Source organism: Nocardia cerradoensis NBRC 101014 (genome assembly GCF_000308535.1).
GTDB classification, from domain to species: Bacteria; Actinomycetota; Actinomycetes; order Mycobacteriales; family Mycobacteriaceae; genus Nocardia; species Nocardia cerradoensis.
The window spans coordinates 1-17,995 of record NZ_BAFW01000372.1; the positions used below are offsets into that span (position 1 = coordinate 1).

Annotated in this window: 21 protein-coding genes and 1 pseudogene; 9 read left to right on the forward strand and 13 right to left on the reverse strand. The window is 65.8% G+C overall.

All coding sequences use genetic code 11. The features are described from left to right. The first annotated feature begins 41 nt into the window (after positions 1–41). Positions 42–527 carry an alpha/beta-hydrolase N-terminal domain-containing protein gene (locus tag ON23_RS31890; protein ID WP_083904369.1) on the forward strand — a complete coding sequence of 162 codons (486 nt, stop codon included), beginning with the start codon at positions 42–44 and terminating at the stop codon, positions 525–527. Between the two features lie 221 nt (positions 528–748). Here the strand turns inward: ON23_RS31890 and ON23_RS31895 are convergent, their stop codons facing one another. From ON23_RS31895 to ON23_RS31905, 3 genes and pseudogenes are all read right to left on the reverse strand, one after another. Further along, a complete protein-coding gene (locus tag ON23_RS31895) occupies positions 749–2,863 on the reverse strand; it encodes an oxidoreductase (protein WP_039782940.1) in 2,115 nt (704 codons plus the stop codon). An 86-nt stretch (positions 2,864–2,949) separates the two neighbouring features. Further along, entirely contained in the window at positions 2,950–3,438 is a 489-nt protein-coding gene (locus tag ON23_RS31900) for a gluconokinase (protein WP_039782969.1), read from the reverse strand. Between the two features lie 75 nt (positions 3,439–3,513). After that, positions 3,514–4,394 (reverse strand): annotated as a pseudogene (locus tag ON23_RS31905) (NAD-dependent epimerase/dehydratase family protein). 83 nt (positions 4,395–4,477) lie between these two features. Here ON23_RS31905 and ON23_RS31910 point away from each other — a divergent pair. Beyond that, on the forward strand, positions 4,478–5,056 hold the full coding sequence (locus ON23_RS31910) for a TetR/AcrR family transcriptional regulator (protein ID WP_039782942.1): 579 nt from the start codon (positions 4,478–4,480) through the stop codon (positions 5,054–5,056). 62 nt (positions 5,057–5,118) lie between these two features. On the opposite strand, the gene ON23_RS31915 is transcribed toward ON23_RS31910, so the two are convergent. Continuing rightward, a complete protein-coding gene (locus tag ON23_RS31915; RefSeq protein WP_039782943.1) occupies positions 5,119–6,000 on the reverse strand; it encodes a sterol desaturase family protein in 882 nt (293 codons plus the stop codon). Positions 6,001–6,076: 76 nt separating this feature from the next. On the opposite strand from ON23_RS31915, the gene ON23_RS31920 reads away from it, so the two are divergent. Continuing rightward, positions 6,077–6,697: a TetR/AcrR family transcriptional regulator gene (locus ON23_RS31920; protein ID WP_039782944.1), complete on the forward strand. Its 621-nt coding sequence runs from the start codon at positions 6,077–6,079 to the stop codon at positions 6,695–6,697. Between the two features lie 97 nt (positions 6,698–6,794). Further along, on the forward strand, positions 6,795–7,565 hold the full coding sequence (locus ON23_RS31925; protein WP_244969786.1) for a histidine phosphatase family protein: 771 nt from the start codon (positions 6,795–6,797) through the stop codon (positions 7,563–7,565). A gap of 12 nt (positions 7,566–7,577) precedes the next feature. Here the strand turns inward: ON23_RS31925 and ON23_RS31930 are convergent, their stop codons facing one another. Further along, positions 7,578–8,183, reverse strand: a complete 606-nt coding sequence (locus ON23_RS31930) for a TetR/AcrR family transcriptional regulator (protein ID WP_051043632.1) — start codon at positions 8,181–8,183, stop codon at positions 7,578–7,580. Between the two features lie 86 nt (positions 8,184–8,269). Between ON23_RS31930 and ON23_RS39505 the strand changes: the two genes are divergently transcribed. The 4 genes from ON23_RS39505 (at position 8,270) to ON23_RS31955 (ending at position 12,551) form a co-directional block, all read left to right on the forward strand. Further along, the gene (locus ON23_RS39505; protein WP_244969785.1) at positions 8,270–9,199 is read left to right on the forward strand and encodes a nitroreductase/quinone reductase family protein; all 930 of its coding nucleotides are present in this window, start codon (positions 8,270–8,272) and stop codon (positions 9,197–9,199) included. Between the two features lie 20 nt (positions 9,200–9,219). Continuing rightward, positions 9,220–9,636, forward strand: a complete 417-nt coding sequence (locus tag ON23_RS31945) for a hypothetical protein (protein ID WP_039782945.1) — start codon at positions 9,220–9,222, stop codon at positions 9,634–9,636. A gap of 321 nt (positions 9,637–9,957) precedes the next feature. Beyond that, positions 9,958–11,130 (forward strand): aminoglycoside phosphotransferase family protein, encoded by a 1,173-nt coding sequence (locus tag ON23_RS31950; RefSeq protein ID WP_039782946.1) that lies wholly within the window; start codon positions 9,958–9,960, stop codon positions 11,128–11,130. Positions 11,131–11,279: 149 nt separating this feature from the next. Next, entirely contained in the window at positions 11,280–12,551 is a 1,272-nt protein-coding gene (locus ON23_RS31955; protein WP_039782947.1) for a cytochrome P450 family protein, read from the forward strand. 55 nt (positions 12,552–12,606) lie between these two features. Here ON23_RS31955 and ON23_RS31960 read toward each other — a convergent pair whose 3' ends face one another. Genes ON23_RS31960 through ON23_RS31970 form a run of 3 tightly spaced genes read right to left on the reverse strand, consistent with a single transcriptional unit; the run spans position 12,607 to position 13,808 of the window. Beyond that, a complete protein-coding gene (locus ON23_RS31960) occupies positions 12,607–12,855 on the reverse strand; it encodes a hypothetical protein (RefSeq protein WP_039782949.1) in 249 nt (82 codons plus the stop codon). Positions 12,856–12,867: 12 nt separating this feature from the next. Further along, the gene (locus ON23_RS38265) at positions 12,868–13,263 is read right to left on the reverse strand and encodes a hypothetical protein (RefSeq protein WP_094028031.1); all 396 of its coding nucleotides are present in this window, start codon (positions 13,261–13,263) and stop codon (positions 12,868–12,870) included. Next, on the reverse strand, positions 13,260–13,808 hold the full coding sequence (locus tag ON23_RS31970) for an amidase domain-containing protein (RefSeq protein ID WP_039782954.1): 549 nt from the start codon (positions 13,806–13,808) through the stop codon (positions 13,260–13,262). Before ON23_RS31970 ends, ON23_RS38265 begins: the two co-directional genes overlap by 4 nt. 135 nt (positions 13,809–13,943) lie before the next feature. Here ON23_RS31970 and ON23_RS38270 point away from each other — a divergent pair, with 135 nt between their 5' ends. After that, positions 13,944–14,291, forward strand: a complete 348-nt coding sequence (locus tag ON23_RS38270; protein ID WP_157170350.1) for a hypothetical protein — start codon at positions 13,944–13,946, stop codon at positions 14,289–14,291. 373 nt (positions 14,292–14,664) lie between these two features. Here ON23_RS38270 and ON23_RS31980 read toward each other — a convergent pair whose 3' ends face one another. The 5 genes from ON23_RS31980 to ON23_RS32000 all read right to left on the reverse strand — a co-directional run bounded on the left by ON23_RS31980 (position 14,665) and on the right by ON23_RS32000 (position 17,862). After that, positions 14,665–14,898: a hypothetical protein gene (locus tag ON23_RS31980; RefSeq protein WP_039782956.1), complete on the reverse strand. Its 234-nt coding sequence runs from the start codon at positions 14,896–14,898 to the stop codon at positions 14,665–14,667. A 514-nt stretch (positions 14,899–15,412) separates the two neighbouring features. After that, positions 15,413–15,856: a hypothetical protein gene (locus ON23_RS31985; protein WP_143860573.1), complete on the reverse strand. Its 444-nt coding sequence runs from the start codon at positions 15,854–15,856 to the stop codon at positions 15,413–15,415. Positions 15,857–15,880: 24 nt separating this feature from the next. After that, positions 15,881–17,212, reverse strand: coding sequence for a hypothetical protein (locus tag ON23_RS31990; RefSeq protein WP_051043633.1), 1,332 nt, complete (start codon positions 17,210–17,212; stop codon positions 15,881–15,883). Further along, positions 17,213–17,515, reverse strand: coding sequence for a WXG100 family type VII secretion target (locus tag ON23_RS31995; RefSeq protein ID WP_039782959.1), 303 nt, complete (start codon positions 17,513–17,515; stop codon positions 17,213–17,215). It abuts the gene before it with no gap. Between the two features lie 2 nt (positions 17,516–17,517). Continuing rightward, positions 17,518–17,862: a WXG100 family type VII secretion target gene (locus tag ON23_RS32000; protein WP_039782961.1), complete on the reverse strand. Its 345-nt coding sequence runs from the start codon at positions 17,860–17,862 to the stop codon at positions 17,518–17,520. Between the last annotated feature and the right edge of the window lie 133 nt (positions 17,863–17,995).

A 17,995-nucleotide genomic window follows, 5' to 3' on the forward strand; every position in this document is an offset into this window, starting at 1 on the left:
CCCAACGCCATCGCGGAAGCCGGTGCCGCCGGGTGACAGCGATGACAGTGCAGAGCACAACCCCACGGGCCGACGCGACGACGAAGCCGCGCCGGCATCGGTCCCTCCACGTGCGCCCGCGCATCGATACGGTCGTCGCCGTCACCCTCGCTGTCGTGATGTCGCTGCTTCCGGCCGTCCTGCCGCGCACCTCGGTATCCCAGGCCATCGTGACCGGTGTGCCGGTGGCACTCGCCATCGGAGTGGCCGGTTTGGTGCGAATGACGCTGGGCCGCTGGCGTTTCGATATCGACGAGCGCTTCGGCCGCCACCGCGTCCCGATCCTGCTGCTCTGCGGATTCGTGGTGACGGCGGTCGTCGTGCGCGCCGCGGCGTGGCAGAACGGCCTGCACGCGGCCATGGGTGAGGCCCCGGTCGGCGCGGCGTACTGGCTGCGCTGCGCACTCGGCGCGGCGGCGATCGTGGTGTTCCTGGTCGGCATCGGGCGTGGAATGCGCTGGGGGGTGAGGAAACTCCTGCGACTCTGACCCCGATCTCGCCGGGGTGACGTCGCCCGATGCCGAAGGCGGCCGTCTCTACGGCCCGAGCGGGTTCCGCCATTTGTCCGGCCCGCCGGCCGAGCGGGAGCTGTATGCGCGCCTGCGCAGTGAGGACGACGCGCGCCGGATCTGGGCGGCCTCCGAGGAGTTGGCCGGTCTTCGGTTCCCGGCTGTGGCTGCTCCGACGCCGGCATGACCGCGCCGCGCGTCTACAGCGCTGCCGCGACTTTCCAGGCCGAGTGGATCGCGCCCTCGATGTAGTCGACCGATCCGGCGTCACCCACGACGTGCACCTCGGGAACCAGCCCCGCCAGCGCATCGGCCAGGGGCGCTTGTGCGGAAACACCCGACGCGACCACCACCATGTCCGCCGCCGCGGTCGACGTCCGGTCGCCGACGCGGAACTCCACGTGCCGCTCGGTGATTCGCTGTACGGTCGCGTGCCGGTGAATGGTGACGCCCGCCTCGCCCGCATGCCGAACGGCGGTCCACCGCCGAGGCATCGCCATCGGCACACCCAGCTGCTGACCTTCCTCGAGTAATGTCACCGCGCGTCCGCGTTCGGCCAGGAACTCCGAAAGTTCCAGTCCGACAAGCGAACCGCCGATTACGACCACGTTCTTGCCCATCGGGAGGAATCTGCGCGTCACCGATCGGATCGCGGCGGGGCTCTTCGTGATGCCGGAAACCTTGCCCAGCTTCGCGACGGTGCGCAGCAACGGTGGTACCCGGGACACGTCGCCGACGCCGGTCATCAGGGCGCGCAACGTATCACCGGTATGCACGTGCGGCAGTTCGCTGCCGGGAACCGCCGGCCGGTCGCGCACCGCCCCGGTGGCCACGACGACCACGTCGGGATTCAGCGCTTGGATCAACGGCACGGTCGCCTCGGTCTGCAACCGGATATCGATATCGAGTTGCTCCACTCGACCCTTCAGCCAGTTCAGCAGGCGCTCGTTGTCGGGCGTGGTCAGACTGGAGAACCAGAGGGTGCCTCCGAGGCGATCCGCCTTGTCCAGCACCGTGACTCGGTGTCCGCGCTCGGCGGCGAGACGCGCGACCTCGAGCCCGCCGGGCCCGGCCCCGACCACGACGATCCGTTTCGATGTCGTGGCGCGAACCAACGGAAGGACGTTCTCGTCGCCGAGTGCCGGGTTCACCGCACACAGCGGGGTGTCGTCCCAGAAATTCTCCTGAACGCACACATAGCAATTGATGCAGGGCCGAACGTTCTGCGGTGTCCCGGCACGCAGTTTGTTCACCAGTTCCGGGTCGGCGAGCAATTGCCGTCCCATCGCCGCGAAATCAGCCTTCCCCTCGGCGATGACCTTCTCACCGATCTCCGGCAACACCCGGCCGACAGTGATCACGGGAATCGAGACGGCCTTCTTCACCTCGCCCGCCAATTCCGTGTAGGCGCCGACGCGGTCGGGGAGCGGCCCATCGGTGAAGTTGGAGAACGGGTTTCGGCCCCAGCCGGTGACATGAATGGCGTCCGCGCCGGCCGCCTCGAACAGCGCCGACGCCTGCTTCGCCTCCTCGGTGGTCAGCGCATCGTCCTCACCGAATTCCCGCCCCGCGATCCGCACCAGAATCGCCAGCGCATCGCCGACCTCCGCCTTCACCGCGCGAATCACCTCGACCGCCAACCGCGCCCGATTCACCAGCGAGCCACCGTAGTCGTCGGTCCGCTTGTTGTCCGCCTGGCTCAGAAAGCCGCCGAGTATGTACCCGTGCGCGCAATGAATTTCGACGGCGTCGCCACCGGCTGCCTTCACCCGCCCCGCGGCCTCCGCGAAACACCGCACGACCCAATCGATATCGTCCTGCGTGGCTTCGCGATAGGTGGCCTGCTTACCGCCCGTGACAGCCGCCAGCTTCTGCAGTTCTTCCGGAGTGTTGTCGGCCAGCGCCGACATATCGGCCGATCCGCGCGGCGCCGACGGAACCAGCAGCGGCCGCCCCTGCACGGTATCGATTCGGGCGATCTTCCCGTGGTGCGTCATCTGCACACACAATGTGCTGCCCGCGGCATGTACCGCGTCCGCGAGCGCGCGGAGACCGGGAATGAACCGATCTTCGGACAGCCCGGGTTCCTTGGTGCTCGCACAGCCCACCGGATAGGCGACGGCACAGCATCCGGTGATGATCAGCCCGGTCCCGCCGGCCGCGCGGGCGACGAAATGATCGATATCGCCCTGCTCGATCTCCCCGTCCTCGCAGAGGTTCATATCCATCGCGGGCAGAACGACGCGATTGGGGACGGTCATCGGGCCGATGGTCCCGGGGGCGAGCAGATGGGGAAAGGTCTGGTTGCGCGGCACGGATCGAAGCTAGAACTCCGGGTCGCACGCCAGGGCGCATCTCCCGATCACCGAGACAGCGACCGCCGATGACCGCGCCGGGCCTGCTAGCGCGGGTTCGGCGCGAGCAGCGCGGCGGCATGCCCTGCGAGGACTTCCGGTGCCCGATCGGTGCGGAGAACCGCACCGCGCTCGGCGGCGTCCAGCGGCTCGAGCGTCTGCAATTGCGAATCGACGAGGGCGACGGGCATGTAGTGACCCCGGCGGCCGGTCACGCGCGCGAGCAATTCCTCGCGATCCGCGGTCAGATGCACGAAGAAGACCCCGGGCGCGGCAGTCCGCAAGGTGTCGCGATAACTGCGTTTCAGCGCCGAGCACGCGATCACACCGCCGGTCTCCGCGCCCATCCGATCGTGCAACCAGCGCCCCACCGCCGCCAGCCAGGGTGCGCGATCCTCATCCGTCAGCGCAATACCAGCGGACATCTTCGCGATATTGGCGGGTGAGTGGAGGTCGTCCGCATCCGCGAACGGGATACCGAGCCGGTCGGCGAGCAGACGGCCGACCGTCGATTTGCCGGTGCCGGAGACTCCCATCACGACCACATAGGGCGGACGAATACGGTCGGTCACCCCTGGCACGGTAACCGACCCGGCCGCCGCCGCAATCGATCACGGTCGGATATTCGTCAGGTCCTCCAGCAGGCCGGGATGCTTCGGTTCCCAGCCGAGGACCTCGCGGGTATGCGCGCTGGACGCGGGCTGATCCGCAGCGAAGATCGGGCCGAGCGGTTCGTACGTGTCCGCGGGCACCGATTCGACCGGCAGGTTCAGTTGCCGCCCATGACCTCCGCGATGTCCCGTACTCGGTCGCCCTCGTCGGCCACGGCGTGCCAGCAGGTGCCGGCTTCCGCGCGCTCGAGGGCGAGCCGGAACAGGACCGCCGCGTCCAGCGCGTGCACGGCGGGCCAGCGCTGGGTGCCGTCGCCCGGGTAGCCCGAGACCCCGGTCCGGCGGGCGATGTTGGTCAGCAGGCCGGCGAATCCGCCCCTGCCCTCGTTGTGCACCGTGCGCGGCATCCGCACGGCCGTGCTCCGGACCCCGCGCGATGCCAGATCCAGGACGGCCGTGACCGCCCGTCCGCGACCACCCACGGGCCCGTCGGTCGGCACCGGGTCGGCTTCGGTGGCGGCCCGGCCCGCGGCGCGGGGCGTCCCCGAGACCGTGACGAATGGGCGGTCGGTGCCGATGAGTGCCTCGCCCATGGTCGCCAGGGCAGCACTTTCCTCGGCGACCGTGGCGGCCAATGCCTCAGCGCTGCTGAAGTTGTTGCCGAATGCCAGGTGAATCACGCCCTCGGCCTGGGCGACACCGGCCCGCAGGACGTCGAGGTCGCCGAGACCGCCGCGCAGTGCTTCGGCCCCGGCGGCCTCGGCGGCGGCGGCGGAGGCGTCGGAACGGGCGAGCGCGAGCACGGTGTGGCCGTTGCCGAGCAGTTCGGCGACGACCGCGGTACCGATCAGCCCGGTGCCGCCGGTGACGAATACGCGCATGGATGACTCCTCAGTGATGGGACCTTTGTCTCATCACGCTACCACTGCGACGGGACTTTTGTCCCATCACTTATGATGAACCCATGGGTCGATGGGAACCGGGCGCACGAGAACGCCTTGTCGTCGCCGCGGTCGACCTGTTCACCGAGCAGGGATACGACGCGACGACGGTCGCGCAGATCGCCGAGCGTGCCGGCGTCACGAAAAGCACCTTCTTCCGGCACTTCCCGGACAAGCGCGAACTGCTGGTGGCCGGTCAGGAGACGCTGAGCCGGCTACTGGCCGAGGGAATAGCGGAAGCGCCCGCGGATGCCGGCCCCCTCGAGGCGGTGGCGGCCGGACTCGAACGCGCTTCGGCGGCAATGGGTCCGATGAATCGCGAGCTCGCTCCCCGGCTGAAGGCCGCCGTCGCCGCCAGCGCCGAACTGCAAGAGCGCGACGCGCTCAAAAGTGTCGGATTGGCCGCTGCGATGACCGAGGCGCTGATCACGCGCGGAGTGCCGGACGCGACCGCGGCGCTCGCGAGCGAATTCGGCGTCCTCGCCTTCAAGCGTGGGTTCGCCGAATGGTCGGAGGGGGAGCGGGAGGCCTCGGACGAGCTTGCGCGACATGTTCTTTCAGCGCTCGACGAACTGCGAGCGGCGAGCGCTGCACTGGGATGACCGGGAGCGCCGCCGGCCTGGCTCGGCGTGACGGCTGGCGCCCGGAGTCGATTCCGGCGCGGTCAGTGTGGCCGTAGCGGATCGCCGATGTTGCCCGTGCGCGCGACGCCGGGCTCCCATCCGGGCGGGCCGAACAGGTATCCGGCCCATTCGCGAATTCGCTTGGTGGAGCGCAGGTCTCGCCACAACGCGCCGAATTCGTAGTACTGGAGCGTGAGGACGTTCGAGCTGTCGATGTTCTTCGTGAGCCCGTAGGTGGGGCGGAAGGTTTCGGCGCGGAAGGTGCCGAACATGCGGTCCCACAGGATCAGGATGCCGCCGTAGTTGCGGTCCAGATACTCGCGATCGCTGGCATGGTGCACGCGGTGATGGGACGGCGTGTTGAAGACGAATTCGAACCAGCGGGGCAGCTTCCCGATGGTCTCGGTGTGCACCCAGAACTGGTAGATCAGGTTGAACGACCAGGCCGTGAAGATCATCCACGGCGGCACGCCCAGGAGCGGCAGCGGTACCCAGGCCAACAGCTCGAACCACGGATTCCACTTCTGGCGCAATGCCGTCGCGTAGTTGAAGTACCGGCTGTTGTGGTGCACCTGATGCGCCGCCCACACGACCCGGACGCGATGCGCGAGACGGTGATAGGCGTACCAGAGCAGATCGACCGCGAGCATGACCGCGAGCCACGACAGCGGATTGCGCGGATCGACCTGCCACGGCGCATGCACGTACAGCACGGCGTAGCCGACGAGTGCGGCGAATTTCGCGGCACCGCTGATGAACAGTGAGACGAAACCCATGGTCAGGCTGGTTCGCGCGTCGGTCACGTCGTAGCCGGTGCGATCCTCGGCGTGACCGCGCAGCGCGGCGATCTCCAACACCATCGCGAGCACGAAGAACGGCACCGCGTAGGTCACCGGCTGGTTGATCTGTTCCCACAGGGTCATCGCAGGCACTCTCCGGAACGACTATATGACCCTACGGTCACTTCAATGGAAGTGACCGTAGGGTAAGTTCGGGCCCATGTCAACGGCCGCCGGACTCGGAACCAAGGGCATGCCCGCGCAGGACCGCCGCGAGGAGATCCTGGTCGCCGCCATGCGCGAGTTCGCCGAACGCGGGTTCGCCGCCGTATCGATGGTGTCCATCGCCGGGCGCGCGGGCATCTCCAAGGCGCTGGTCTACCAGCACTTCACCTCGAAGGACCAGCTCTACGCGGAATGCCTGACCGCCCTGGCCGACCCACTCCTGGAACGCCTCGACGACGAAATGAGCTCCACCACAGCACCTTTCGCGATGCCGGGTAACGCGCTGCGCGGCCTCTTCGACACCCTCGGCCCCGACCGCACCGCCTGGCGGATCATCCACGACCCGACCGCACCGGCGTCCGGCGCGGTAGCGGATCTCGTGCACGGCTACCGCAACCGAATCGCCGCACACGCCGACTCGGGCGTGCGCCGGTTCCTCGACGCCCTGGGCGACACCGACGAACGCGATATCGAAGCGCTCGCCGGCATCTGGACCGCCGCGGTCGACGCGGTAATGGCCTGGGCACGTGCACATCCCGAAGAATCGGCCGACGACCTGACCACCCGCTTCACCCGCCTGATCGACATCGTCTTCTCGATCGGCGCGACACGCTGAATCACCCGGCCGGTCGGGCATGCTGGAACGAACCCGTGAACACACTCCGCCGGACACGCGCATCCTGGTCGCGCAGCGGGACCGAAGGGAGGATCGGATGACGGCAATGGGTGGTCCCGACCCGTCGAGCGCATTCCCGTCCGTTCCCTCGGCCGCGATTCCGCCGCGATATCGCATACGCGACCTCTGGATCGTCCGCCACGGTGAAAGCCGAGCCAATGCCGCTTTCAGCGCCGGTGCCGACGACCCTTTCCCTGGCAGCGACTCCGACGTCGAGTTGACGCCCACGGGGTACGAGCAAGCCGCTGGGCTCGGACGGTGGTTGGCCGGCCTGGCCCCGGACCGGGCGCCGCAATTGGTGGTGTGCTCACCGTATGTGCGTGCCCAGCAGACCTGGGCGACGATGGCGCGCACCGCCGACGGCATCACCGCAGGGTCCGGCGCCGTACCCGCGGTGACCGACGAACGCTGCCGTGATCGTGAGATGGGGATCTTCGAATTGCATACGCCGCAAGCCATTCGGCGCCGCGCCCCGCAGGAGTACGAGCGCCGCGCCCGCCTCGGCGACTGGTTCTATCGTCCGCCGGGCGGAGAATCGGTGGCCGATGTCGCCCTACGTATGCGTGATCTGCTCAGCGAACTCGACCGGACCACCGCCGAGCGGATTCTGATCGTCGCCCACGACGCGGTCGTCGTCACCGCCGCCCACGTCCTGGCCGGTGTCGGAGCGACGCCCCTCGACGCTCCGCCGCCCGTGCCCAATGCCTCGATTACGCAGTGGCGCAACGACGAAACCCATCTGCGGCTGGCCGCATGGGGCCTCACACCACCCGGGCGAGATGACGCGATGCCGGAGTCCGATACGTGATCGCCCCGGCCCTCACAGGGACCGGCTGGGTCCGGCGAACAGACCGGCGCGCGCGCCCGTCAGCGCCACTCTCGCGGCGGCATCGGCGGTACTGTCGTCCACCCGCTCCCCGGTGATCAGCACACGGAAATAGATCGGCGCCACAAGCGTTTTGATCATTTCCGCCGGATCGGTGCCCTCGGGTAGCTCCCCGCGCGCGACCGCCCGCGTCACGACCGGCAGCGTTTGCCGAATCCGATCGCGGAAGACGTGCCGTGCGGAGTTCGGGGGTGCGGGCAGGCCCGCCGCGGTGGACACCATCACCGCCAGAATGGCCCGGCCGGAGGCGCTGGTGGACCACGCGACGAGGCTGCGCGCGAGTGCGCGGAGATCCTCGTCGACCGACCCGGTATCGGGAATGGGGATTTCCGTCGCGACACTCTCGGCCAGCGCCTCGGCGATCAGGCTGTCGCGATCGGGCCACCGCCGGTACACGGTGGTCTTGTGCACTCCGGTGCGCTGGGCGACGTTGTCGATCGTGAACGCGGCGTATCCCCGTTCGCTCAGCTCGTCGACGGTGGCGGCGAGCACGGCGGCGCGGACCTTCGGCCCACGTCCCAAGGGCGCGGACGAACTCATTGCAACTCCTAGTTGCGATATCGCGGATGGGCGGGCATCCTGACCATATCGCAACTCGATGTTGCGTTATTCCGATGGGAGTCTCGATGCTGTCGAAGTCCGTCCGGGGAGCCGCACTCCTGTTCCCCGGTCTCCTGGCCGGAGCGTTCGGCTACGGCGCCGTCAACGTGCTGTACGCGTTTCGCGAAGTGCCCCTCGAGGTGCGGTTCACGTTTCACGTCGCGCTCATGCGAGTCAACGGTCCGGTGATGCAATCGCTGATGGCGCTGGCCGTGCTCGGCACCCTGGTGCTCGCGGCGCAATCGCGCGGAGGGCGGCGCCGGGTCGCCGCGTGTGCCACGGTGCTGGTGTTCCTCTCGTTCCTGGTGACGCGATTCGGGAATGTGCCGATCAACCAGCAGATCAAACGATGGGTGGTGGGCACCCCGCCCGCGGATTACGCCGAAATCCTGCGACGCTGGGAATTGTTTCATTTCGCCCGAACCGGTTGTGCCGTAGCCGCATTCATTCTGGTGATCGTCGCGGTGGTCGGATTCACCTCGGCCGACGACGATATCCGGCGGATGCGGGAAAATCCGCACCGGTCACCCTCCGCGCGACGCGATATCCGCAATCGCGTCGTCGTACTCGCCCATCGCATCGGCCTGCCGTTCGGCCCCATTCACCTGCTCACCGTGGCGGGTCGTTCGACGGGAAATCCTCGAACCACTCCCGTCGCCCCGATACAGCTGGACGGCGTCCAGTACCTCGTGCAGGCGTACCCCGACGCCGATTGGGTCGAGAATGCCCGAGCCGCCGGACGCGGCGTCCTCGCGCGCGGCCGCAGGTCAAGGACCGTCGAGCTGATCGAAGTGCCCGAGCAGCATCGCGGACCCCTGCTGCGCGCCTTCCCTGTGCAAAACCCGAGGGGTGCACAGGCATTCGTCAGAAACGGCCTGGTCGATTCCGGTTCACCGGACAGCTTCGCCGACGCGGCGAGCCGATGCGCGGTTTTTCGTGTCGACCCCGTCGTGTGACGCCGCATCGAGAGGTAACGATGATTCGCACTCCCTTGCCGCCGATTACCGGGCAAGCCGTCGGCATTCTTGCCGACGGCGCCGTCAAAATACTGCTCGCCGTCGTCTACATCGTCGGTGTCGAATCGCTGAGTCATCGACTCGGCGTCGCCGCCTGGCTGCTGATCGCCTGCGCCGCAGCCCTGCTCGTCGCCGGCGGCAGTGAACTCGCCTACCTGCGCAGCCGCGCGGTGAGTACATATATGCGGCTCATGATCGGCTACGACAGCGGCTGGTCGATCGTGACCGTCGTCGCGCTGCTGCTGGCATGGCAGGGCAACCGAACGGCCGGCGAGCTCTGGATCGGTTATCAGACGATCGCGCCACTCGCCTTCATCGCACTGCTGGTCATGGCCGACGGCCGTGACCCCGCGGGCCTCGGCGGGGCCCCGGAGTGAGGTGAACCGGACAATGTAACAGGCCGATTCCCGGAACGCCAGTCGGCGGTCGTGATCACGTTGTGGGGCGATTCGCGTCGAAATACCTGCCGCACAGTCTGTTTCGAATGGCCGGAGAGCGCGCTCAGCCACCTTTGAGATACCGGCGAGTAACTCCATCCCGCCTGCCCGCATGTGGTATCGAAGAATTGAGGCAATTGGTATTTTATTGTCTTGCAATGCTTTCGAGTGCTGTAAGGTACTGTGCTTCTGGCGTCGGATCGGTGAGGGCGCCGGTTCGCTCGGATAATCGTTGTCTTACAGTGGAATCGAGATACGTGCGTGAATCACAAGCTCTGGTTGCTCGGTCGTTCTGTCACCGTCGGGACCCGGATGCTGGGTGAGAAGATTCGCGGGCCGAGATCGCGCTCCCTGACCGACGTACCGATCTCCGGAGACCATGTCACCCCCGAATGGCTGACCGCGGTGCTGTGCCGCGATGTTCCCGGCGCCGAGGTGACGGACTTCGAGACCGCCAACGGCAGTAGCGGTACCTCGACGAGGGTCGCGATCCGGGTCGAATACAACGAGGCGGGAACCCAGGCGCAGCTGCCGACCCGGTTGTTCGCCAAGACCACCACCAGTTTCAGCCAGCGAATACTGCTCGGCGGCGGAAAGATGATCGACGGGGAAACCCGGTTCTTCCGCGACTTCCGGCCCGCCGTCGACATCGAGGCGCCGATCGGATACTGGGGTGCGTCCGACCCGGCGTCCTGGCGGTCGATCGCGCTGATGGAGGACATCGCCGCGACCCGCGGCGCCGTGTTCAGCGAGCCCACCGCCTCGATCACCCGCGACCAAGCCGAGGATCTGGTCCGCAATCTCGCCCGCCTGCACGGCACCTTCTGGGAATCCGAGGCGATCGACGCTCTCAACACTCCGGCGTACATGCTCGACGTGTACCTCTCCGCGATCGATATGAAGAAGCGGTGCGAGGTGGGCCTTCGCCGCGCGGAGGAGGTCGTTCCGCCGGCCCTGCACGGCAGCAGCGAACGGTTGTGGGCCGGTGTCGAGCGGGCGGTGGCCATCGCGACCGAGGAGGTTCCGCCGACGTTGCTGCACGGCGATCCCCACATCGGGCAGACCTACGTCACCAGCGCCGGCCGCATGGGCTTCGTGGACTGGCAGGTCGTCATGCGAGGTGGGTGGGCACACGATTTCGCCTACACCGTCAACTCCGGATGCGAGCCGGAAGACCGCCGGGTGTGGGACAAGGACCTGCTCGCGGCGTATCTGGACGAACTGGGGGAGGCCGGTGGTAAGCCACCGGCCTTCGACGACGCCTGGTTGCTCTACCGCCAGCAGTCGATGTTCGCCTACGCCGCATGGGCTTTCACCATCGGACGCGCGAGTTACCAGCCCAAGATGCAGTCGAACGAAACCTGCCTGACGCTGTTACGGCGCATCACCACCGCCATCGACGACAACGATTCCCTGGGCGCCCTCGGCGTCTGACGCACCAACGCTGTACCACGAATGATCATCGTGCTGCCGATGGTCGCCCCGGCCAGGGTCGTCCGGGTGCGGCCAGCGCAGCCTTCGACGCGCGCGATATCCCCTCACGCAGTTCGACACGGCGCGCGATACGACAACTGGAGTGGTTGATGACTACGTCGCAGTTCCCGACCCGCCCGACGATGTGTCCCGTTGCCCACGGCTCGCCGACGAGTTCCGACGGTCCGCGCGTCCCGTTGTACACCCCGGATTTCTCCGACGACCCGCATCGGGTCTACCGCGAAATGCGCAGCAGATACGGCTCACTCGCACCCGTCGAGCTGGCGCCGGGCGTGCCGGCAACCCTGGTGATCGGCTATCGCACGGCGGTGCGCATCCTGAACGATCCCGAACACTTTCCCGCGGACCCGCGCGTGTGGCAGCAGACGGTGCCGTCGGACTGCCCGATCCTCCCGCTGCTGGAATGGCGTCCGATGGCCAGCCGAAGTTCCGGCGCCGATTTCCACCGCTACCGTGAGGCCATCACCGCCGGTATCGACGCGGTCGATCTGCACTCGCTGCGCGCGGCGGTCGAAAAGGCCACGCTTCCCCTGATCAACAGCTTCTGCCAGGACGGCCAGGCGGAACTGATCACCCAGTACATCTACCCCCTCGCGTTCGAGCTCGTGAACGTCATGCTCGGATGCCCACCGGAGATCGGCGCACAGGTCGCGGCCGGTACGGCGAAGCTGCTCGAAGGCGTCGACGCCGAACAGGGCAACCGCATCCTCGGCGAGGCGCTGATGAGTCTGGTACGCCTCAAACGAGCCACGCCGAGCAACGACATCACCTCGGTCCTACAGCAACATCCGGCCGGCCTCGACGACACCGAGGTCTCGCATCACGTCTCCCAGATCTACGGCACCGGAATCGAATTCGAGCTGAACCTGATCGCCAACACCTTGCTGCTGGTACTCACCGACGACCGTTTCGGCGGCAGTGTGCTCGGCGGAAATCTCTCCTCCCGCGACGCGGTGGACGAGGTGCTGTTCAACGACCCGCCGCTGGCGAACCTGCTGATCACCTACCCCCGCCAGCCGATGCTGATCGACGACGTCTGGCTCCCCGCCAATCAACCGGTCGTGATCAGTATGTCGGCCTGCAACAACGATCCCGTGATTCGCAGCGACGATATGACCGGCAACCGGTCGCACCTGGCCTGGGGCATCGGCCCCCACGCGTGCCCCGCCCAGTCGATCGCGTACCTGATCGCCCAGGAAGCGATCGACCAACTCCTCGACGCCCTGCCCGAAATCGAGCTCGCCACCGACGCCCCGAGCTGGCGCCCCGGCCCGTTCCACCGAGCATTGACGGCCTTGCCGGTGACATTTCCCCGCACCGAGCCGCTGAATTTGAACAACAAGCCTGCAATGCCGGGGTGAGACTCGCACAGTGACGCTCCTCGGCGTTTTCGGCCGAGGAGCGCACTACCCACTGTTATTCGGACATGGAGTCCACGGCCTTGCCGATTCGACCGAGACTGGTCGCGTACCGTTCGTCGACACTCGTTCGCGCGCTGACGATCTCGACGAGCGCGGGCCCGGTCTGCCAGCCTTCGTTCGCCTGCCGCGCCGGTTCGATCTCGTCGAATTGTTGCTCGACCCGGGTGCGGGATTCGTTGCTGTTGGTGGAGATGTCCACCCCGGCCTGTTGCGCCGTCGCGGGGTCGATGCAGACGTCTGTCATGGTGAGGTCCTGTCAGAAGAACGCTTCGCACGGATGGTAGCGAGGCGAGATCGGTTCATCGGTATTCGGTTGCAGCAGTGCCGATCCCACGACCAATGCGTAACCGATGCTGATGATCACCGCCGAGGCCGCGACAACGATCCCGAGGACCTTCGCCGGCGTCGAGGAGAAACGCGTGGCGGACACGAGGAACACCACTGCCGCCGCGGCAGCACAGATCAACAGAACTGTCGCGGCCCAGCTCGAAGCGGTGGCGGCCGTCGGAACGGGAATGGTTCGCGCACAATGCGATTCGAGAAGGGCATCGGACCGCTCATCCAGCTTGTGATCGGCAACCGCAAGGAGGAGAACGGCAGATGCGAAGCAGGCGAGGAACAGTGCGGCTGACACGATCGTGGGGCGTTTCAACTACCAGGTCTCCTTCGGCCGAGTGATCCGGACGTTCTGTGTCCGCCGTCCTGATTCGAGAATCCGATCCGGTCGGTCAGGCTGAAATCCTTCCCGTTGGTGGTGTGCTGGGAATAGAGGATGTCACCGTTGGGAAGGACTGCGGTCACGACCGCCGTGTGGTGCGCTTCGCCCGCCTTGTAGTCGCCGACGTTCTGCGTGTGCTCCCAATACACGAGATCGCCGGGTTTCGCACCGGCGGTGCCGACCTCCTGCGCCCCGTTGTTCAGGAAGAAATTCTTCTGCTTCTCCGCATTGAACCAGGTATCGCTGTGACTCAGTCCCTGCAGGGAGCCAGGGCCCGGCGGATCGAAGTTGATTCCCGCCGCCCGGCTGCGGTTCCAGCCGTCGGAATCGGCGGTCAGGGTACCTTTGTAATCGAGACCGGCCGACGCGAGAGTGGTGGAAACGAAATTCGGGCAGCAGTTGTTCTGGAACTTGTCGATCGACGTATCGTTCGCGTGGTCGCGAGCTTGCGTCGATCGACAGCCGGCGAGTCCCACCATTCCTTCACCACATCGGCGGGCCGGCCCTGCGGCAGTGTCTCGCGAATGGCGTCGAGCGCGTCGGCTCACGCGTCGCACGCCACCCGGGGGCTACTTGCGGTGGCGACCGGTATACCCGTCGGTCGACGGAGAATCATGAGCCTCGTCCCGGTTGCCGTCGCCGCTCTCGACACCGGATCGATCACCAGGACCTTTGCCGATCCGGCGTGGCTTGGCGATGCGCCGGATTCCGGCGGCCGGGGCGCGTTCACCGGCTCGCTTCCGCCGCAATTCGTCGAGGTCGACGACGCTTGCGTCCTGGTCAGCAGGGCCCGGATGAACCGATGCGGGACCTTCATCGGCCACCGCGGGGCCGGTATCAGCCACTGCGGGACCATGCCACGCAGTACTCGCATCCGCCGGCCACGACCCGGTCTCCCGCTGCAATTCCGACCGCATGACGGGCCTGGTCGGCGCCGGATCGTTGACACGGGCGCCCTCTGAACGCCACGTCTTACGGGGAGGCTTGGCGTCCTCCGCCACCCGCCGGGGACGCCGCGGCAGCTGGACAACCTTCGGTGCCCCCGCCCTGGTTGTCTTCGGCGCGGATCGTGATTCCGGTACTTCCTGGTCAGACATCGAACTACCGGGCGGCGAGCGCCGCTGCCCCGGTTGCGGCGCCGGTCGGGTCGCCGAGTCGATGTCCACTGCTGTGGCTGATGGTGGTGCTCACATTCCTATTGTCGCAGAGCGCCGCGGGCGGGAGCGAGGTCGGTGCGGCCGGGCGCGTGTCCTCTTGGATGAGGCTTCGGCCGAGGTATCGCGGACACAGTCTGCGCACGGTGGACTTCACGGGGCGATGGACGGAGAGTCCGAGTTATCCGACGCAGTACGCAGGGGGAGCTGGACTCCAGCTGCCGATGCAGCCCGCGCCGATGTAGGCGAGCAGATCTATCACGGTCGAACCGGTGTGCAGGACGACAGACTCGTTCGCGGTTATCTGGTCAGTGTTGCTGTACTCCAACGGGATTCCGGTCCCAGCGGCGGCGATGCCGGCCGGGGCGATACCGAGGGCGGCGACTGTGACGGCGAGGACGGCAAGCCGTTTCATGAGGGTTCCTCTCGAACAACTGCAACAGGTTTCAGTGTTCGAGCCAGCATAGTGTGAAGTGTTGGTGTTTCGGAGTGAAACGGCAGGGTTTGCCGAGCGCTTCGAAGGACGTCGCTCTGGCTGTGGCGCGCGCAGCGTCCCGGCATCGACTGTCGATACGCGTGTCATAGAGGCGCTGGCTCCTCAGTGGGTATAGGGAATATGTCCTGACTCGGCGAAGTACCTGACGACCTTTAGAACGAACTCTCGGCTATAGCTCTCGGGATAGAAGCGTCGCACCGCCTTTTCGAACTCCGAAAGCGGTGCCCAGTCGTCTGAGATGCCGTGAAGTAGAAAGTGCTCCATCACGGGATTCATGACTTTTCGAAGCTGTCCCAGCGTGCAAGGTCCTCCAGAATAGGCCCCGAAGCCGGCACGCGATACCACCACCATTTCCGCTCGCTCGGTTCAACGTTCGCAACTGCAGACATGCGTTTTCCTGCGGTAGGGTCACACTGATTCGATGGTATACGAATCAATGGGCCATTACTTCCACGGCGGCGAGAGCGTTTTCTATCTCGTGCTCGTCGTAGCCGGTTCGATACCTGCCCTCTAAAGGCCCGAGGTGCTGCCATGCTATGCGGAGCGATGTCAGCCAAATATTCACGATGCTTTCAGGGATAGTCCTGGTGATCGGCGCTCCAGGATCGTTTAGCTCCGCGGACCGCCGTTTCGCATTCAGCTCCGCTGCTGTGTGGTTGTCGATCTCTCGAATCGTCAACTGTACCTGTTTCGGTTCTTCCAATTCGCGAGAAACCGAATACATGAGATTTTTGAGGAATTGCTTTGTATCAGCGGTCCATCCGATGGCTTGAAGCTCGTCCTGTGCGACGTTCGAAAGTTCGTACGTCAGCTGCCGTGCAACGCCGAAGTCCGTTGCACTCAGAGGGAACGTCCGCTCGGCTTTCTGGTGCCTCATATGTCCTCCGCGCATAGGTGTTGGTTACCTGAGTTCGTGTTCGAAATAGTCGTGCCCATCTTTTGGAGTATAGACCGATCCGCCATTGCCGTTTTCGATGACAACTGCGCCGGTCGCCGGATCCCAATAGGCGATCCGCCCGTTGGACAGATATCTTGTTTCCTCGTTCGGAAGTTCGTTGTTCAGCACCTTTTCGACATAATCGGCGAGATTCTCGGGAGCCACGCCCTTGACGAAATGATCGCCGGTTCCTTGTTGCCCTCGGCCATTTGCGTGTTCAGCGATGTTCTTGGCGATCTCTCGGGTTGGATCGTCGATCGTGGAGCCGGATCCGTCACCGTGATCGTCGATGATGACTTTCATGGCGATGATGGCGGCGAGTTTGGCGGCGTCTTTTTCGAGTTCGTTGACAGGGACGGCTTCGAAGGCTTTGACGGTAGCGACGGCGCCGACGGCGAGGGTGGTGACGCCGAGGATCTCGACGAGGGCGCTGGACGAGAAGGCTTCTTGGATGGCTCCGATGGTGGCGGTGACGGCCGCCGCTATGCCTTCTCCGGCAGCTTCGACACTCATGCCGACGGTGAAGATGGCGAGGGCTATCCCGGCGACGGCGGCTGCGGCGATGCCTGCTTCGAGCCAGTTGATTTTGTTGGCGGTGTCGTGACCGAAGGAGACGGTGGCGTCGTGGTATTGGCCGGCGGCTGTGGCGATGCTCTGGGCGCCGGTGGCGACGTTGTCGGCGCTGGTTTTGAGGGTCGCGAAGTGATCTTGGATGAGTTGCCGATTGGTGGCGTCGTCCATGCCGTCGAACGTGGCGGAGATGGTGGCGATGTCGGCTGCGGCGTTGGTGAGGCTCTGGTGGGTGGCGAAGGTGCGCCAGGCGGTGTGCGCTCTGTCGAGTTTGGCGACGTCGGCATTCGGGAGTTTGCCGAATTTGTTGGCAACCTCGAGGACGAGTTTGTCGAAGAATGCTTTCACGCCGCCGTGGTCGTCGAATCCGCGTCCGCCGTTTGCAGGGACCGAGGTGGGCAGGCTGACGGTGTAGTCGCCTACTTGACGGGTGTCGGGTCGCGGCGGGTTGGATTTGTTGGAATTGCCCCAGTGGAAGCCCTGGGCGTAGAGCACGGCACCGTAGTTGGTGAGGGCGTTGGCGAGGCTGGCGGAGGCTTGCAGGGTGTGGTGTGCGGCTTGGTCGTAGGACTGGCCCCACTGTTTGCACCCGTTCGCGTCGCCGGACATTCCATTACAGTCGTCTTTGACGGCGTCGTGGACGGGTTTGTCTGCTCTGCGTAGTTCTGTTGCGAGGTCCTGGCATTTCTTGGCGGCCTCGTAGTAAGTCTGCCAGTCGATATTCATCTACTGCCCGCTCTGCAGCATGCGCCGATTGAGTTCCAGCGCGCGGGTGTAGCCGGTATGGGCCTGTTTTGCGGCGTCGCTCATCTCGCGGACACCGTCTACGAGTTCTTTTGCGCCGCTGATCCATTCGCGGTGAGCATCGTCGTAGGCCTGGGCGGCGACGCCCTCCCAGCCGGAGCCTTGCAATGATGCAACGCGCTGTTCGATATCGGTGAGGTGGTCGCCGATGAAGCCGGCGAGTCCGGCCAGGCGGGTGACGATCTGGTCGAGGTGATCGAGGTCGACCGAGAATTGCGACGCCACGGCTATGACCAGTTCAATGTCGGGATGCCCAGTGCCGCAGCGCTATCCGCATCCACCGACTGGAACGTCTCGGCAGTAACGCCCAGCTTCTCCGCCATTGTCGCCAAAGCGGCGAAGATCTGGCGACCACCGTCGTGGACCTCGGTCCAACCTTCTGAGAACTCGTCGGCGTAGTCGCCTGTCCAGCCGCCGTTGAGCAACTCCGCGACGTCCTTGGCAGCGGAATCCAGAGCGCCGGAAAGTGTTTCGGCCAAGCCACGGATGTAGATCCCGACGTCGCGGACCTGTTCTGGGACGACTGAAAACGGCTGACCAGGCGCTGGAACGTTCCCCCCATTATCACTCACATGGGGATGCTAAACGACGTCGTCGCCGACCGTCCATCGGAAGTTTGTGGGGGGCGACCTCACATCGCCGGCGGACGCGGGACGGAGACCGGAGCTTGGCGGATCGTCCGTGCGAGGTTTCGGACGTGCGGGT

Bases quoted from the DNA above. Each gene is read 5' to 3' on its own strand.
- ON23_RS31945 (WP_039782945.1), top strand. From the start codon at position 9,220: ATGATTCGCACTCCCTTGCCGCCGATTACCGGGCAAGCCGTCGGCATT.
- ON23_RS31920 (WP_039782944.1), top strand. From the start codon at position 6,077: ATGTCAACGGCCGCCGGACTCGGAACCAAGGGCATGCCCGCGCAGGAC.
- ON23_RS31890 (WP_083904369.1), top strand. From the start codon at position 42: ATGACAGTGCAGAGCACAACCCCACGGGCCGACGCGACGACGAAGCCG.
- ON23_RS31910 (WP_039782942.1), top strand. From the start codon at position 4,478: ATGGGTCGATGGGAACCGGGCGCACGAGAACGCCTTGTCGTCGCCGCG.
- ON23_RS31925 (WP_244969786.1), top strand. From the start codon at position 6,795: ATGACGGCAATGGGTGGTCCCGACCCGTCGAGCGCATTCCCGTCCGTT.
- ON23_RS39505 (WP_244969785.1), top strand. From the start codon at position 8,270: ATGCTGTCGAAGTCCGTCCGGGGAGCCGCACTCCTGTTCCCCGGTCTC.
- ON23_RS31930 (WP_051043632.1), bottom strand. From the start codon at position 8,183: ATGAGTTCGTCCGCGCCCTTGGGACGTGGGCCGAAGGTCCGCGCCGCC.
- ON23_RS31900 (WP_039782969.1), bottom strand. From the start codon at position 3,438: ATGGGAGTCTCCGGCACCGGCAAATCGACGGTCGGCCGTCTGCTCGCC.
- ON23_RS31990 (WP_051043633.1), bottom strand. From the start codon at position 17,212: ATGAATATCGACTGGCAGACTTACTACGAGGCCGCCAAGAAATGCCAG.
- ON23_RS38270 (WP_157170350.1), top strand. From the start codon at position 13,944: ATGAGCCTCGTCCCGGTTGCCGTCGCCGCTCTCGACACCGGATCGATC.
- ON23_RS31980 (WP_039782956.1), bottom strand. From the start codon at position 14,898: ATGAAACGGCTTGCCGTCCTCGCCGTCACAGTCGCCGCCCTCGGTATC.
- ON23_RS31960 (WP_039782949.1), bottom strand. From the start codon at position 12,855: ATGACAGACGTCTGCATCGACCCCGCGACGGCGCAACAGGCCGGGGTG.
- ON23_RS31955 (WP_039782947.1), top strand. From the start codon at position 11,280: ATGACTACGTCGCAGTTCCCGACCCGCCCGACGATGTGTCCCGTTGCC.
- ON23_RS31985 (WP_143860573.1), bottom strand. From the start codon at position 15,856: ATGAGGCACCAGAAAGCCGAGCGGACGTTCCCTCTGAGTGCAACGGAC.
- ON23_RS31970 (WP_039782954.1), bottom strand. From the start codon at position 13,808: ATGGTGGGACTCGCCGGCTGTCGATCGACGCAAGCTCGCGACCACGCG.
- ON23_RS31915 (WP_039782943.1), bottom strand. From the start codon at position 6,000: ATGACCCTGTGGGAACAGATCAACCAGCCGGTGACCTACGCGGTGCCG.